Here is a 15,550-nt window from a genome sequence, read left to right on the forward strand (position 1 = left end):
AATTGATTAGATAGCAACATTAATAGAGTCTTAGTATGAAAAAACCAAATGCTAACAGCTTTGTTAGTGGCACGAGCATATATCTAACATCGAATATATTAAATGGTATTATTCCTTTTATTTTATTACCCATACTAACCAGATATTTAAATCCTTCTGAGTATGGGGAAGTTGCTATGTTCCAGACCTTACTAGGAGCTTTATCAGCTTTCACAGGAAGTGTATTCGTTGGAGCTGCTGGAAGAAAGTATTATGATATTAATCTTCAACGTAAAGACTTAGCTGAGTTTATAGGCTCCTGTATTCAATTAATTATAGTTTTTTCGACATTTGTCTTTCTCATATTATTCACTTCCCAGAATAAGCTATCAGGTTGGTTAGGCCTAAACCCGACATATACACTTTTTGCAGTGCTTACTGCTGCGTTTACAGCTGTTATTAGCATTCGATTAAGGCAATGGCAAGTTGATAAACAGGCAGTTAAATTTGGGGTTTTACAAATCTCACAAAGTTTACTCAATATGCTTTTATCACTTCTATTTGTAGTAGTTATGCTTAAAGGTTCACAAGGGCGTATTGAGTCACAAATAGTAGTAGCCTCAGTATTCGTATTAATTAGTATATACCTGCTATATAAAGACAAACTATTGAAAATTGTTATTTTCCGAAAAGAGTATTTAGAGGAAGCATTAAAGTTTGGTGTTCCACTAATCCCACATGTAGCTGGAACTTTCCTACTAATGACTGTCGATCGGTTTGTCATAAATAAAGAGATGGGACTTGCGGAAGCAGGAATTTATATGGTAGCAGTGCAGCTCACCATGACTGTGAAAATTATATTTGATGCTATTAATAAAGCCTATGTTCCTTGGCTTTTTGAGAAGCTTAAAGAAAACAACAATCAGCAAAAAATCAAAATTGTTAAATATACTTATATTTGGTTTGCTGTAATAATTTTAGGCGCATTATTATCATTTGTTATTGGTCCCTATTTGGTAGTCTGGTTTGCAGGGGAAGAATATGCAGAGGCAGGTAAAGTAATAGGCTGGTTAGCTTTAGGTCAAGGCTTTCAAGGTATGTACTTAATGGTTACTAACTATATATTTTATTCCAAAAAGACAGGCTTGCTATCAATAGCGTCTATAGCTTCAGGTATTCTAAATTTAATATTACTAATTATATTAATTCGACTATTGGGTTTAGAAGGTGCATCTATTGCATTCGCTATATCTATGGGCATTCGATTTTTGTTAACATGGTATATAGCGCACAAGCGTCATCCAATGCCATGGATTTTATTCAAAAAACAGTTTTAAGCACACTACAATATAACCAGTCAGCGAGAAATATTAATTTTTGTTGAATAGTTAGTATTTGCGTATATTTTTTATAAAAAAATCTATGCAATAGTAACTCTTGCTATTCAGTTTAATCTAAATAAATTAAAATTAGTATAGTTAGTGACTTAGATTGAAAGAACTAATCTTTAAGAAAAACTTCTTTTAACACTAAAAAATATTTAATATTATTAACTGAAAGTAATATTTTTATCTTTTTATTAATCATATAAAACATACTATAAATACTGAAGGTCTTTAAATATGAAAAACCCTGAAATTAATATTGCTGGACGATTGGTCGGCTATGACTATGATCCATTAGTTATTGTAGAGATAGGTATTAATCATGGAGGCTCACTATCTGTTGCTAAAAAAATGGTTGATGCTGCTATTGAAGCTGGAGCAGAAGTTATTAAACATCAAACTCATATTGTTGAAGATGAAATGAGTCACCTTGCAAAGCAAACCATACCTGGTAATGCTGATAAATCCATATATGACATTATGGAGGAATGCGCCTTAAATGAAAATGATGAGTATGAACTCATGAGATATACTCAGCAGAAAGGAGCAATATTTATAAGCACTCCTTTTTCACGTGCTGCGGTAGATCGCCTAGTGAAATTCGATATTCCTGCATTTAAAATTGGCTCAGGAGAGTGTAACAACTATCCTCTACTTAAATATATTTCTAAATTCAAAAAACCCATAATCTTAAGTACAGGAATGAATGACCTAGAAGGCGTAGAAAAAGCTGTTACAATATTTAGAGAAGCCGGTGTTCCTTATGCATTACTACATACAACAAATCTCTACCCCACTCCGCCAAATCTAGTTCGTTTGGGTGCTATGAAAGATTTATTAGAAGCCTTCCCAGATGCAGTTGTTGGCTTATCAGATCATACTATAGATAACTACGCATGTATTGGTGCAGTTGCACTTGGAGCTTCTATACTAGAAAGACACTTTACAGATACTATGGAAAGAATTGGTCCAGATATTTCATGTTCCATGGATCCTGATGCTTTAGCAACTCTAATTAATGCTTCAAAAATCGTCAAGGAAGAAAGAGGTGGTTCAAAAAACGATGTCATTGAAGAAGAGCAAGTCACTAGAGATTTCGCCTTCTCCACACTAGTTACCATCCAACCCATTAAAAAAGGTGAAGTTATTACTGAGTCCAACTTATGGGCGAAGAGACCTGGTACAGGAGAAATTAAAGCAGAGTTTTTTGAAAGCGTTATAGGGAGAAAGGCTACTAGAGATATTGCCGTTGATGAACATTTAACCTGGAAGGATTTTGAATAAATGAAAAAAAGAATCCTTTTCTTAACAGGTACAAGAGCTGACTTTGGCAAGCTAAAGCCATTAATAAGCTCTGTAAAGGCAAGTGATAAATTTGAATATCAAATTTTTGTTACAGGTATGCACTTACTTTCAAAATATGGCAATACTGTTAATGAGATACATAAATCAGGGTTTGATAAGACATTCTGCTATATGAATCAAGTTGAAGGCGAACCTATGGAAGTGATTCTTGCTAACACTATTACAGGACTAAGTCGATACTTGCATGAGTACCCAATTGATATGATTATTGTGCATGGTGACCGTGTCGAAGCTTTAGCAGGTGCTACTGTAGGGGCTTTACGTAATATCTTAGTTACTCATATTGAAGGTGGAGAAATATCTGGTACAGTTGATGAGCTAATGCGACATGCTATATCAAAACTATCGCATATACATTTTGTTGCCAGTGAAACAGCTGAAAAAAGACTACATCAACTAGGAGAAGATCCCAAAACCGTATTTACTATAGGATCTCCTGACGTAGATGTAATGCTTTCAGACCAGCTACCTCAACTTAATGATGCTAAAGCTAGATATCTAATACCTTTTGATAAATACGCTATTGCTATGCTACATCCAGTTACGACTGAGTATAATGAACAGCAAAGTAATGCTGAAATATTCGTTGACTCACTAATTAATAGTAAGCAAAATTATGTCGTAGTTTATCCAAATAACGATTATGGTTCGCACTTTATATTTAGTGCCTATAAAAAATTAGAAAATAGAAGTAATATAAAATTATTTCCTTCTTTGCGTTTTGAGCATTTCTTAGTTCTTTTAAAACATGCCTTATTTTTAATTGGAAACTCGAGTGCTGGTATTCATGAAGCACCTATATACGGTGTACCTACCATAAATATAGGGTCTAGACAAAATAATAGATTCCGTTATCAATCAATTACCGATGTTGCATTTAGTCAACAAGAAATATTAAATGCAATTAACTTATTTAAGACAATGAAAAGATATCCGCCTTGCACCTATTATGGTGATGGTAGCAGTTCAGATAAATTTATGACCGCACTAAGTAGTCCAGTATGGAAAATTGCCAATCAAAAACACTTCAGAGATTTAAAAGATGTATAATCAAAAAAAAATATTAGCACTAATAACTGCGCGAGGTGGATCCAAAGGAATACCTAGGAAAAACATCAAACTTCTTAATGGAATTCCACTGATTAACTGGACCATAAACGCGGCGAGAAGTAGTCGTTATATTGACCGTCTAATACTATCAACAGACGATCAAGATATTGCTAATATTGCACAATATGCAGGCTGTGATGTCCCATTTATAAGGCCTGATGAACTAGCAACCGATACAGCTACAAGTATTGATGTTATTTTTCATACTTTAGATAATATTCAAGGTAATTATGATTACCTACTATTATTACAACCTACTTCTCCATTTAGAACATCTGAACAAATTGATTCTATTATCGAACAGGCTTTAAACAATACTGCTGCAATAACCGTATCTGTTAATAAATCTAAAAAACACCCTTGCTTTATGTATAAGCTTAAAAAAGACAATAGCTTAAAGCCTATTTTAGCAGATCAACAGCATGGGCGTCGTCAAGATATGCCAAAAACCTATGAATTTAATGGAGCTCTATATCTCGCTGATATTAATTATCTTAGAAAAGTGAAAAGCTTTAATGTCAAGGGTATCCAAGCTTTTATTATGGATGCTATAACTTCTATTGATATAGATGAGCCATTAGACTGGGATTTTGCTGAGCTACTAATAAAAAAAGGATATATATTATAAGAAGATTTCTATAACATAAGGCTACGTAGTATATTTGAATGAAATTATTGATACTTAAGCGATAATATACCTATAAGCTAGCATATTATTATTAATAAAAGTAGCAACTAAAACTGCAGAGTCGGCTTAAAAATCAAACTTTTTCTTTATCTATATCTCTCTTGATAATAAATTAACATACAGCTGTAAATACTATTAACCTGTAGCAAAATACACTCTATTTATATATTCCTCTAACAAATAATACAGATATAGAGCTATTTTAAACCCTTTAATTTTCTAATACGATAAAACAATTTACGCCTATGTTCCGATTTGATCTTAATAGCTTTATTTATATTTTGCCAGAATTTACTTAGAATAATTTTACAATAAAAAGTTCTCTTATCTACATAACAGACCTTAAGGTTCCTACAGGTACGCAAGGTAATTTTATTTCGGCTGAATACAACTTATGATTTCTAACACTATAAATAACTTGAAAGTATTAAATATGCTGATTAAGCGTATAAATATCCTTGATGATAGTTATAAAATAAAAGAAAGTGATTTCTTACTATTTTGTCATGATGCAAACAGAGGAGTAACTTTAAACAATCAAGCTTACTCACCGCTCATGGACTCATTAAAAGATGTAATAGAGGGGAAAGACTATACAAGTACAACTATAGCTCATCCATGGTCAAAAATGGTCGGAGCAAAAGCCTATGGCTCTCCAATAGCTATTAACGGATCCTTTTTTGTTGCCAAATTACTCAAGAGAATTCTTAAGATATCAAAACTTCAACCTGATGTTATATTTTATGAAAGACTGTTTAAAAAAGCTAATCCAAAAGTAATTCTAACTATTGGCTCACCCAAAGAGCTCTGCGAAGCAGCCCGAAATCTAGGAATTTTCCATGCTGAACTACTACATGGTATTGGTTATACGTCTATAAAGTGGGACTGGGACACACTTGATAAAAAAAATATACCACAATGTATTTTATCTCTAGACCCAATTTCAACACATACATTTAATGTCCTGAAAAAGAGAGGAGTTATCATTAAAGAAATAAAACATCCTTATTTAGAGAGGTTTAAAGGTTCTGGTGAAGACTTACCTAAAGATTGGCTAACCCCGAACAATGATGCATCTAGGAGTTATGACAAGGAAATCCTTGTCTCATTACAATGGGGATTTGCTCCAGGAATAGATGAACATGAAGAATATAAAGGCATTCTATCTAATGGGTTGTTTTATGAAGAGCTAGAGGATGTTATCAAGGAAACTGAACATAAAATATATTGGAGATTCCGCCTACATCCAGTTCAATACACTCAACCAAAAAGATATAAAAAGATTCTAGAGTTTATGGATTCATTTGTTAGCCAGCATAATAACTGTGAGTGGAAAGAGTCTACTTTTTCTCCTCTTCCATCTATACTTTCTACCTGTTCCGGGCATATTACAATGTTTTCAATGTGTAGTTACGAGGCTGCTTATTTTGGTATCCCTACCCTCGCATTGGCACCAAGTTTACAAAAAGGTGAAGTACATGAAAATTTATTTGAAGATCTAGTTGAAAAAAAATATCTAGTAAAACAAACTGTCTCTGTAGGTAGGATTTTAAACTGGGTAAAACATACAGAAAGAATGGAACCTGCTATAGCTAGTCATATTGATGAAGAATTAGATACTATTGATTGGCTTTTATCTCAGGCTTAACTGACTCTATCTCACATAGAATGTTTATGAGAGTTTCATTACTCATACTCTTTCATTAACTATGGCTAAAAAATGCATAATGTAGCAATGACAAAAAATAGTAAAAGGTATAGTGATGGTATTCTCTCAATTCCTATACTTATTATATTAGTTATACTAAGCTCATTTTGGTTCTTTTCAGGTGCTGCTTTAAGCTATATAGGCTACCTATTTATTTTTCTGTCTTCGCTAAGTCTTATTTTTTTATATAGAATAAAATATAAAGAGTTATATGGTCTTATTGCCCTTATTTTATTACTTATTTCTTTTAAAACAATTAGTCAATATATTACACATAATTTATCAGACTCTGGGCACTATACAACGTTAATATCGGGCGTGATTATCGGTTATTTAGCTAATAAATATGACCGCTCACATATTATTCTCAAAGCTCTCTATTATTTTATATTTCTATACGCCTTAATAATTTTATCAGTATTGCTTATGGGTGTATCGCCTGGAAATATATGGACAGGCAGTCGCAACCTTAGTGGCCAACTATTTGTTAGCTTTGGTGCACTATTTCTTTTTTATAAGCCGGCAACAGATGGATTAAAGTTCAAAAGGTTATTTTACCTTATCGTTTTTATTATTTGCGTTTTATCAATTGGTCGTTCTGGCATTATAACTTCTTTTATACTTTTAATCGCATCTGTTTTAGAAACATATTCTTTGAGGCTTACTAAAAATAATATTTTTAAAATTTTATTTAGCATCTTAGCATTAATTTTTATGGCACTAGGGTTTGAGTACTTTCTGAACTTTTTCAATACTTTTTCTAAATTCGAGTACCTACGTTCTGGAGGAGTTGAAGACAGTTACCGTAGTATAATGATCGATGAGTTCTTTAGTAATTATAGTATTAGAGTATTCTTTTTTGGAATGGACCTATCATCGCTCCCTTATATATCTTCATTTAGAAATAATCCGCATAATGGTTATATCTACCTACATGCTCACTTAGGTATTATAGCTATTGTTATGTATGGCTATATTCTGGCTTTCTTGGCCACTCTTATTAAAAGCAAAGATATTGTTAGCTTCTTAGCTGTTATGGCATTGCTCCTACGATTAGGAACTGACTCCCCTCCTAGTCTAGTTTTTTTTGCGTTTATATTTCTATTTATGTACGCTGTTTTTCATATCAGAAAGAATCATAAAGATCTCCATAATTCGCCTCAATAACAATTAAAACTAATTAAACAAAGTAGGAAAACCTAAAAGTGAGAAAGATATTATTTTTATCAGGAATCGACTTTAAGGATAAATCTATTAAAGTTATATCTGAAACCCCTAAGCAATACGCTAAAAAAGGGTGGGATGTCCATTATTTTGTATATAGAGACACATCAAAAGGTGGTAACTATTTTTATGAAGATGAAATTAATCCAGAAGGCGTTAGTGTATACCGTAAATATTGGCCTTTAGCTCGAATTCGCAATTCAAACTCTCGTCCTGTGAAGTTATTAGCTAATAAATTATCTAGCTTAATAGTCACAACAAATCTTTTTATATTAGGTGCTAATTACCTGTATAGGAATAAAGACTGTTGTTTTGTTTATGGTTATGAAATGCAAGGTGTTTTAGCTAGCAATCTTTTAAAGATATTATTTCCTAAAAGAGATATTTTTTATATATCTCGTTTTCAAGGTGTCTTTTATATTAAAGAGCACTTTAAACACCATCGATATATTAACCTTCTATTTAATTTAGACACCTTGTTAGCAATGTGGCTGCCATCTGACTTATTGATCATGACAAATGATGGTACACGAGGTGATGAGATATTACGGAAAATTAAATCTAGATCTGTTAAAAACTTCTTATTTCTTAGCAACGGCATCACATCTCCTAAAATAGTTCCGAAAGAAGCTTTATGCAATAAATACAACCTAAATCAAAACGACTCCTTTATTTTAATGGTTTCAAGGTTAGTGAAGATTAAAAGAGTACATTTAGCGCTACAAGCGTTAAAAAGGTTGAAAGAAAGCAATGTACCTTTCAACCGTAAGTTAGTTATAGTGGGTGATGGACCCGAACTTGAAAAGTTAAAAACGTATGCAGCTGATTCAGATACATTAAACGAGGTGATTTTTTTAGGTGCATTACCTAATGAAGAAGTCTATTCTTTAATGAAACATTCAGAAATGGTACTAAGTCTATATGAGTCTTCAAATATTGGTAACCCCTTCTTTGAGTCTATGAGTGTAGGAACACCCTTCATTGCAGTTAATAATGGTGACACATCCTCTTTTGTAAAAAACCTAGATAATGGCTACCTGCTTTCTGAAGATAATATCGTTGCAGATTTAGTTGATTTTCTTAAAAAAATATCTTTAGGTGATATGTCCTTAAAACCTTTAAGGACTGGTGCAATAAAATACTCTGCTAAGAATATAATGAGCTGGAAAGATAGAATTGACTTAGAGATCTCTGAAATAGAAAAGCTATACCAAAAGGATTAAACTTGATGAAAATTGTTTTACTTTCCAGCGCTTCTTCAGTTCATACACTTCGCTGGGCTAATGGCCTTGCAAGAGATGGATTAGATGTCCACGTTATTAGCCAACATCCACAGTTAGAACCAATTGATAAAGAAGTTCATGTCCATATTTTGCCTTTCAGGGGGGTATTAGGCTACTTCACGATGGTTCCTGCTGTAAGAAAGCTTATCAAAATGATAAAGCCGGATATTTTAAATGCACACTATGCCAGTGGCTATGCTACTACCGCTCACCTACTAGGTTATCACCCATGGTTACTCTCGGTATGGGGAAGTGATGTTTATGATTTCCCCAATAAATCATCAGTCCATAAGCTATTAGTCCGTAAAAACTTGTTATCTGCAGATAAAGTAGCCTCTACCAGTCACTGTATGGCTAAAGAGACCAAATCATTTACACCAGAGCTAGAAAATATTGCTATCACTCCATTCGGTGTTGATACAAAACTATACGACTCTTTAACTGATTCTTTATCAGCTCGAGATAATACAGAGGAAATAGTGATTGGTACTGTTAAAACTTTAGCACCTAAGTATGGTGTTGATACATTAATCAAGGCCTTCGCAATTATCCTTAGGAACTTTACAGACCATCATCCTGAGATAGTGAGCAAACTTAAATTACGCCTTGTAGGCGACGGTCCTCAACGTACTGAACTAGAGAGTCTGTGTCAGCAATTAGAAATATCTAATAAGGTTGACTTTATAGGTCGAGTGGATAGTGATTACGTCCCTCTTGAACTAAACAAATTAGATATTTATATTGCCCTAAGCAGGCTAGATAGCGAAAGCTTTGGTGTGGCTATTATTGAAGCAGGTGCGGCTAGTAGGCCTGTAGTTGTATCCGACGTGGGCGGGTTACCAGAAGTCGTTATTAAAGATAAGACTGGCCTCATAGTGCCTAAAGATAATCCTGAAGCAGCTGCAAAGGCTATTTCAGAATTGATCTTAGACAAACAGTTAAGAATTGCTATGGGTGACGCGGGTAAACAGCATGTTAGTCAAACCTACGATTGGGATGTGTGCGTAACCACTATGGTTAACCTATATAAAGAAGTTATTGATAAATACAAACGTAACAAATGATATACTAGTAATTAACCTTTATATAAGTGCTCAAAAAAGTTGATAAGAAGGTGTTTACTACCAATGCAGCAAAATAAAACTATCTGGATTATTAACCAATATGCCTCTACACCCAAAACTGGCATGGGTGGACGACACTATTATTTAGCTCAGGAGTTAGCTAAACAAGGTCATACTGTAAGTGTTATCACTGGAAGCTACAGTCATCTATTAAAGAACCCAATTAATTTTAAAACTGACTTTCTGACTGATAATATTGATAAAAACTTCAAATATATCTGGGTTAAACTCCCTGAATACGAGCATGCGCATAGTAAAAAAAGAATAATAAATGAGTTCTTGTTTGCAAAACAAATCACAAAACTGACTCATATCACTCCTACTAAACCAGATTTTATTATACACTCCTCACCATCATTGATTAGTTACTTCGGTGCTATCTATTTAGCAAAAAAACTGAAAGCTAAATATATATTTGAAGTTCGAGATATATGGCCTTTAACGCTAATCAAACTCGGTGGATATTCCAAAAACCACCCTTTTATTAAGCTATTACAATGGACCGAAGACCAAGCATATCAAAAAGCAAAGCATGTCTTTTCTAACCTGGCGAATGCTGTTGAACACATGCAAGCAAGAGGGATGAATAAGGATAAATTTACCTGGATACCTAACGGTATCTCTTTAGCTGAATTAGAAAAAAAACAACCACTTTCACAGCATATCTTGAAGCAGATACCAAATAATAAATTTATTGTGGGCTACACTGGAACCCTCGGTGAAGCAAATGCTATGCATTATCTTTTAGATGCTGCGGCTATCTTAAAAGAATATTCTGATATCCACTTTATTCTGGTTGGCTCTGGTAAACAGAAGCATCATCTCATTAAGCAAGCTAAAGATCTTAAATTAACTAATATCTCTTTTATTGAGCCTATAGAAAAAACCCAAGTGCAATCTATGTTAGATATGTTTGACGTATGCTATATCGGTTGGCATAAGCAAGATCTATATAAATTTGGTATCGCTGCAAATAAAATTCCTGAATATATGTACTCTGCAAAACCGGTTATACATTCTTTTTCAGGAAAAGGAGACTTTATTCGTGAGACATCATCGGGAATTACTGTAGAGGCTGAAGACCCTAAAGCAATAGCTAAAGCAATCTTAGAAATAAAGTCTCTAAATGTTAACGAACGTTCTAAAATGGGTAATCGTGGGAAAAAGTTTGTTCTAGAGAATCTAACTTATGAAAAACTAGCCAATAAATTAATAAACAAACTATCTACAGGTTAATAGTAATGCATGATATTAAGAGATTAATAGACATAGCTGCCAGTGGTACAGCTTTAGTAGTCCTTTCCCCTGTGTTAGCTACAGTCGCTTATAAAGTTAAGAGAAACTTAGGGTCACCTGTGTTGTTTAAACAAACACGACCTGGTCTAGATGGTAAGCCTTTTGAAATGATCAAATTTCGTACCATGAAAGATGCCATAGACAAAGACGGTAACCCCCTTCCTGATAGTGAGCGTCTTACACCCTTTGGACAAAAACTACGTAGTACCAGTCTTGATGAGCTTCCTGAGCTTTGGAACGTGTTAAAAGGTGATATGAGCTTAGTTGGCCCTCGCCCATTGCTCATGGAGTACTTACCTCTGTATAACAGCGAACAGGCGCGTCGTCATAAAGTGCGCCCAGGAGTAACAGGCTACGCTCAAGTCAACGGTCGAAATGCGATCAGTTGGGAGCAAAAGTTTGCACTCGATACTTGGTACGTTGATAACCAATCACTGTGGCTAGACTTCAAAATTCTAGCGAAGACAGTTAAGCAAGTACTGATCAAGGATGGTATTAGTGCTGAAGGTGAAGCCACAATGAGCAAGTTTACTGGTAGTTAAATTTATTAAGGATATATGATGAATGAGCTAATCGGTGTTTACGGTGCTAGTGGCTTTGGTAGAGAAGTCATGCCTTTGGTTAGGCAACAATATGCTCACCTAAATAAAGAGGCATTTGTATTTATTGATGATGCAGATGCTATAAATAATTTAAACGGATATAAAGTCATCACCTATAAGGACTTTTTAAAACGTAATGCTCAGAACAAATACGTCACTATTGCTATTGCAGACAGTAAAATACGTCAACTATTAGCCGATAAGCTCAGTGCAGATAATATTCAAAACATTGATGTACAAGCAGATAACGCTACTATCTTAGATAGCGTAGAGCTGGGTGAGGGTAGTATTATATGTCATCACACCTGTTTGACTTCTAATATCAAAGTCGGTAAATACTTTCATGCCAACATCTATAGTTATATAGCTCACGATTGTATTATTGGGGATTATGTCACCTTTGCGCCTCGAGTTAACTGTAATGGCAATATTCATATTCATGACCATGCCTATATCGGTACAGGTGCTACCATTAAACAAGGCACTCCTGACAAGCCATTAGTCATTGGTAAAGGCGCTATCGTAGGTATGGGTGCCGTAGTGACCAAAGATGTACCCGCTGGTGCCGTCGTTGTTGGTAATCCTGCTAGACCACTGATTAAAAAATAATAGATACCTATAACTTCAAACTAACCAACCTTAATAACGTTAGTTAAAACTTTCTAAAATAAAGGTAACCAAAGTCATTATGTTAAACACCTCATTCCAACCTTGGCCAAGTTTTACGCAAGAAGAAGCTGATGCGGTTAGTCGTGTTCTATTATCCAACAAAGTCAACTATTGGACAGGAGAAGAGGGTCGCGAATTTGAAAAGGAATTTGCAAAGTGGGCCGATAGCGATTACGCCGTGGCTGTGGGTAATGGGACGTTAGCCTTGGATGTGGCATTACAAGCACTAGAGTTACAGCCTGATGATGAAGTTATCGTTACGCCACGTACCTTTATTGCTAGTATCTCTAGTGTGGTCAATGCCGGTCTGACACCTGTATTTGCTGATATCGATAAAGATAGTGGCAATATCTCTCCAGAGACCATCGAAGCCGTCATCACTGATAAAACACGTGCTATCGTTTGTGTCCACTTAGCAGGATGGCCGTGTGATATGGATGGCATCATGGCACTTGCTGAAAAGCATAACCTATATGTGATTGAGGACTGTGCACAAGCTCATGGTGCTAAATATAAAGGTCGCAGTGTGGGTAGTATTGGTCATATTGGCGCTTGGAGCTTTTGTCAGGATAAGATCATGACCACAGGGGGTGAAGGTGGCATGGTGACGACTAATGATGAGGCACTTTGGCGTAAAATGTGGGCTTATAAAGATCATGGCAAAAGCTACTCGGCTGTCTATGAAACCGAACACCCACCCGGCTATCGCTGGCTACATGAAAGCTTCGGAACCAACTGGCGGCTGACTGAAATGCAGTCTGCTATTGGTCGTATTCAACTAACCCGTATGCCAGAGTGGACGGCGAAGCGCACAAAAAATGCACAAGCTATATTGCAAGCGTGCCAACCATGGGAAGAAAAAGGCTATCTTAATGTGCCTGTTATGGAAGAGACTTCAGGCTTTGAAGACTGCACACATGCTTACTACAAACTATACGTCTATGTAAACTTTGAGAACTTACCGGAAGGCTGGTCGCGTGATCGTATTATCGACGAGATAAATGCGTTAGGTGTTCCTTGCTACTCAGGCTCTGCATCTGAAGTCTATTTAGAAAAAGCCTTTGATGATACTGGTCTGCGTCCAGATCCGAGACTACCTGTCGCTAGACAGTTAGGCGAAACCAGTCTGATGTTCTTGGTTCACCCTACTCTATTAGATAGTGAAATTGATAAAACTATCCAAGCCATTAATGACGTATTTACTCAGTTAGATCAACAGGCTTAATAGAATACACTTTTATGACACTTTGATTAGTTAATAATTGAACGATTACAGTTGCGTATTTCATTCAAATACTTAGGTCTAATTATGCGATTGAATTAAAAATATGAACTTTTGTTTAGTATTAAGTTATAATATGCGCTGTCATTATTGTAGCTAACGAAATCAAATTGGCAACATTAAACTCATATCTTATAAAGAGCGTCTTATCATGGCTAAACATCTAACCTCATTGAACCAGACAGTATTTAAACGGATCACCTTAAGTTTAGTTACTGGTCTAAACCTTGTTAGCATCTGTCTGATAAGCAGCTTAGCGTCAGCTCAAAATCTACAAATGAATGATATGAGCCTAAAGTCAGAGCTTGACTGGTTACAAGCTCAAGGCGTGATCCAGATAAGTACCAGTACCTGGCCACTGACGACTAACGAAATCAATCGTGCCCTTGAAAGTGCCCGTATTGAAACCCCTGAGCAACAACAAATCGTCCAGTCTATCCGTTACACTCTAAACAAACAACCGAAGTCACTGCTTAACACGACCGTATCTGCCTACGCTCAGACCGATAGAGCTCAGCTTCCGCAAACCTTCGCCGACGATAAAATGGCAGACTTCGAAGCGACTGCCCAAGCAGGCTATAGTGAAGATAACTGGGAAGTTAATATACAAGCCAATATCAAAGAAGATGATCTTATAGATGATGAAGACGTCAGTTTTGAGGGCTCTTATATTGCAGGTAAGCTTGCTAACCAATGGCTGATAGCTGGTCAAATACCGAGCTGGTGGGGACCTGGACATGATGGTAGCTTAGTCCGTGGCGATGCCAGTAAACCTGTCATCGGTGTCACGATGCAACGGGACACACAAGCCGCACCAACCACACCCTTTCTAAACTGGGTCGGACCTTGGCAGTATCAACTGTTTGCTGGACAGCTTGAGGACTATGATGCCGTGCCCGATGCTAAACTCATTGGGATGCGCTTGACTGCCAATCCAACACAGTGGCTACAAGTTGGCGCGTCACGTAGCTTTATGTGGGGTGGTGACGGTCGTCCCGAAAACTGGGATTCGTTTTGGGATGCGGTAGAAGGCACCAATGATAATGGCGGTACGGGTAATCCTGATCCTGCTAACCAATTGGCTGGTTTTGATGCCCGTGTTAATCTAGCCCCCTTAGTCAATGTGCCTGTCGGACTTTATGGTAGCTATGTCGGAGAAGATGAAGCGGGTGGACTGCCTGCTAAAAATATGTACTTAGCAGGTATCGACTATGCTGCGAGCTTCGATACCGAACAGTTTGGTGCGGTGCCTTACCAGTTATATACCGAGTGGACTGATACCCGTACTAGTGGCGATGTCAAAGGTATCTCATATAATCATTCAAACTATACCGATGGTTATTATCAGCAGGGATATCCTCTAGGCTATGCGCTAGGCGGTGATACTGAAAGCATCACTGTTGGCGGTAAACTATGGCTAGATAACCAGAACTTTATCACTACTAAACTGCAGTATGCTAAAGTTAACCAGTCTGGGGTAGAGGGTAGTCGCTCTTATCGAAATAATCGTGCTTTTCCTGAATCTGACAAACTTAAAGTATTGGATGTGGCTTGGGAGCATCAGGTGAATCCAAAAACGTCTGTCTCTAGTCGTGCTTGGGTCTCTGACTCTGATATCCACTCAACCGATATTGGCGGTGGTATTGGGCTTGAGTTTACTAACTTTTAGTGTGGATACAAATCCATCCCAGCCTTCCTTTACGAAAGGAAGGAGCTTAAAAATCCTCCCCAACCCTCCTTTAAAAAAGGAGGGGGCTTAAAAATCCATCTCCGTATTCCTTTAAGAAAGGAAGGGGCTTAAAAATCTATCCTAGCTTTCCTTTGAGTAAATCCAT

At 36.1% G+C, this 15,550-nt stretch carries 13 protein-coding genes; all 13 read left to right on the plus strand.

Annotated elements, in window-relative coordinates; all coding sequences use genetic code 11:
• Window positions 1-35: 35 nt before the first annotated feature.
• The gene (locus AC21OG_RS03480) at window positions 36-1,316 is read left to right on the plus strand and encodes a lipopolysaccharide biosynthesis protein (protein WP_487377804.1); all 1,281 of its coding nucleotides are present in this window, start codon (window positions 36-38) and stop codon (window positions 1,314-1,316) included.
• A 285-nt stretch (window positions 1,317-1,601) separates the two neighbouring features.
• On the plus strand, window positions 1,602-2,648 hold the full coding sequence (locus AC21OG_RS03485) for an N-acetylneuraminate synthase family protein (protein WP_487377803.1): 1,047 nt from the start codon (window positions 1,602-1,604) through the stop codon (window positions 2,646-2,648).
• A complete protein-coding gene (gene neuC, locus AC21OG_RS03490; protein ID WP_487377802.1) occupies window positions 2,649-3,779 on the plus strand; it encodes a UDP-N-acetylglucosamine 2-epimerase in 1,131 nt (376 codons plus the stop codon).
• Complete coding sequence (locus AC21OG_RS03495) at window positions 3,772-4,467, plus strand: acylneuraminate cytidylyltransferase family protein (RefSeq protein WP_487377801.1); 696 nt, start codon at window positions 3,772-3,774, stop codon at window positions 4,465-4,467. Before neuC ends, AC21OG_RS03495 begins: the two co-directional genes overlap by 8 nt.
• A gap of 454 nt (window positions 4,468-4,921) precedes the next feature.
• Window positions 4,922-6,175 (plus strand): hypothetical protein, encoded by a 1,254-nt coding sequence (locus AC21OG_RS03500; RefSeq protein ID WP_487377800.1) that lies wholly within the window; start codon window positions 4,922-4,924, stop codon window positions 6,173-6,175.
• Window positions 6,176-6,247: 72 nt separating this feature from the next.
• Window positions 6,248-7,402, plus strand: a complete 1,155-nt coding sequence (locus AC21OG_RS03505) for a hypothetical protein (protein ID WP_487377799.1) — start codon at window positions 6,248-6,250, stop codon at window positions 7,400-7,402.
• A 38-nt stretch (window positions 7,403-7,440) separates the two neighbouring features.
• Window positions 7,441-8,682 carry a glycosyltransferase gene (locus tag AC21OG_RS03510; protein WP_487377798.1) on the plus strand — a complete coding sequence of 414 codons (1,242 nt, stop codon included), beginning with the start codon at window positions 7,441-7,443 and terminating at the stop codon, window positions 8,680-8,682.
• Between the two features lie 5 nt (window positions 8,683-8,687).
• Window positions 8,688-9,806, plus strand: a complete 1,119-nt coding sequence (locus tag AC21OG_RS03515) for a glycosyltransferase (RefSeq protein ID WP_487377797.1) — start codon at window positions 8,688-8,690, stop codon at window positions 9,804-9,806.
• 63 nt (window positions 9,807-9,869) lie between these two features.
• Window positions 9,870-11,102: a glycosyltransferase family 4 protein gene (locus tag AC21OG_RS03520; RefSeq protein ID WP_487377796.1), complete on the plus strand. Its 1,233-nt coding sequence runs from the start codon at window positions 9,870-9,872 to the stop codon at window positions 11,100-11,102.
• 5 nt (window positions 11,103-11,107) lie between these two features.
• Window positions 11,108-11,704 carry a sugar transferase gene (locus AC21OG_RS03525; protein ID WP_487377795.1) on the plus strand — a complete coding sequence of 199 codons (597 nt, stop codon included), beginning with the start codon at window positions 11,108-11,110 and terminating at the stop codon, window positions 11,702-11,704.
• Between the two features lie 18 nt (window positions 11,705-11,722).
• A complete protein-coding gene (locus AC21OG_RS03530) occupies window positions 11,723-12,373 on the plus strand; it encodes an acetyltransferase (protein WP_487377833.1) in 651 nt (216 codons plus the stop codon).
• Window positions 12,374-12,452: 79 nt separating this feature from the next.
• A complete protein-coding gene (locus AC21OG_RS03535; RefSeq protein ID WP_487377794.1) occupies window positions 12,453-13,658 on the plus strand; it encodes a DegT/DnrJ/EryC1/StrS family aminotransferase in 1,206 nt (401 codons plus the stop codon).
• Between the two features lie 208 nt (window positions 13,659-13,866).
• Window positions 13,867-15,384 carry a capsule assembly Wzi family protein gene (locus tag AC21OG_RS03540; protein ID WP_487377793.1) on the plus strand — a complete coding sequence of 506 codons (1,518 nt, stop codon included), beginning with the start codon at window positions 13,867-13,869 and terminating at the stop codon, window positions 15,382-15,384.
• Window positions 15,385-15,550 lie beyond the last annotated feature (166 nt).

The organism is Psychrobacter sp. CX5, from assembly GCF_057621535.2.

Bases quoted from the DNA above. Each gene is read 5' to 3' on its own strand.
- AC21OG_RS03480 (WP_487377804.1), top strand. From the start codon at position 36: ATGAAAAAACCAAATGCTAACAGCTTTGTTAGTGGCACGAGCATATAT.
- AC21OG_RS03485 (WP_487377803.1), top strand. From the start codon at position 1,602: ATGAAAAACCCTGAAATTAATATTGCTGGACGATTGGTCGGCTATGAC.
- neuC (WP_487377802.1), top strand. From the start codon at position 2,649: ATGAAAAAAAGAATCCTTTTCTTAACAGGTACAAGAGCTGACTTTGGC.
- AC21OG_RS03495 (WP_487377801.1), top strand. From the start codon at position 3,772: ATGTATAATCAAAAAAAAATATTAGCACTAATAACTGCGCGAGGTGGA.
- AC21OG_RS03500 (WP_487377800.1), top strand. From the start codon at position 4,922: ATGATTTCTAACACTATAAATAACTTGAAAGTATTAAATATGCTGATT.
- AC21OG_RS03505 (WP_487377799.1), top strand. From the start codon at position 6,248: ATGCATAATGTAGCAATGACAAAAAATAGTAAAAGGTATAGTGATGGT.
- AC21OG_RS03515 (WP_487377797.1), top strand. From the start codon at position 8,688: ATGAAAATTGTTTTACTTTCCAGCGCTTCTTCAGTTCATACACTTCGC.
- AC21OG_RS03520 (WP_487377796.1), top strand. From the start codon at position 9,870: ATGCAGCAAAATAAAACTATCTGGATTATTAACCAATATGCCTCTACA.
- AC21OG_RS03525 (WP_487377795.1), top strand. From the start codon at position 11,108: ATGCATGATATTAAGAGATTAATAGACATAGCTGCCAGTGGTACAGCT.
- AC21OG_RS03530 (WP_487377833.1), top strand. From the start codon at position 11,723: ATGAATGAGCTAATCGGTGTTTACGGTGCTAGTGGCTTTGGTAGAGAA.
- AC21OG_RS03535 (WP_487377794.1), top strand. From the start codon at position 12,453: ATGTTAAACACCTCATTCCAACCTTGGCCAAGTTTTACGCAAGAAGAA.
- AC21OG_RS03540 (WP_487377793.1), top strand. From the start codon at position 13,867: ATGGCTAAACATCTAACCTCATTGAACCAGACAGTATTTAAACGGATC.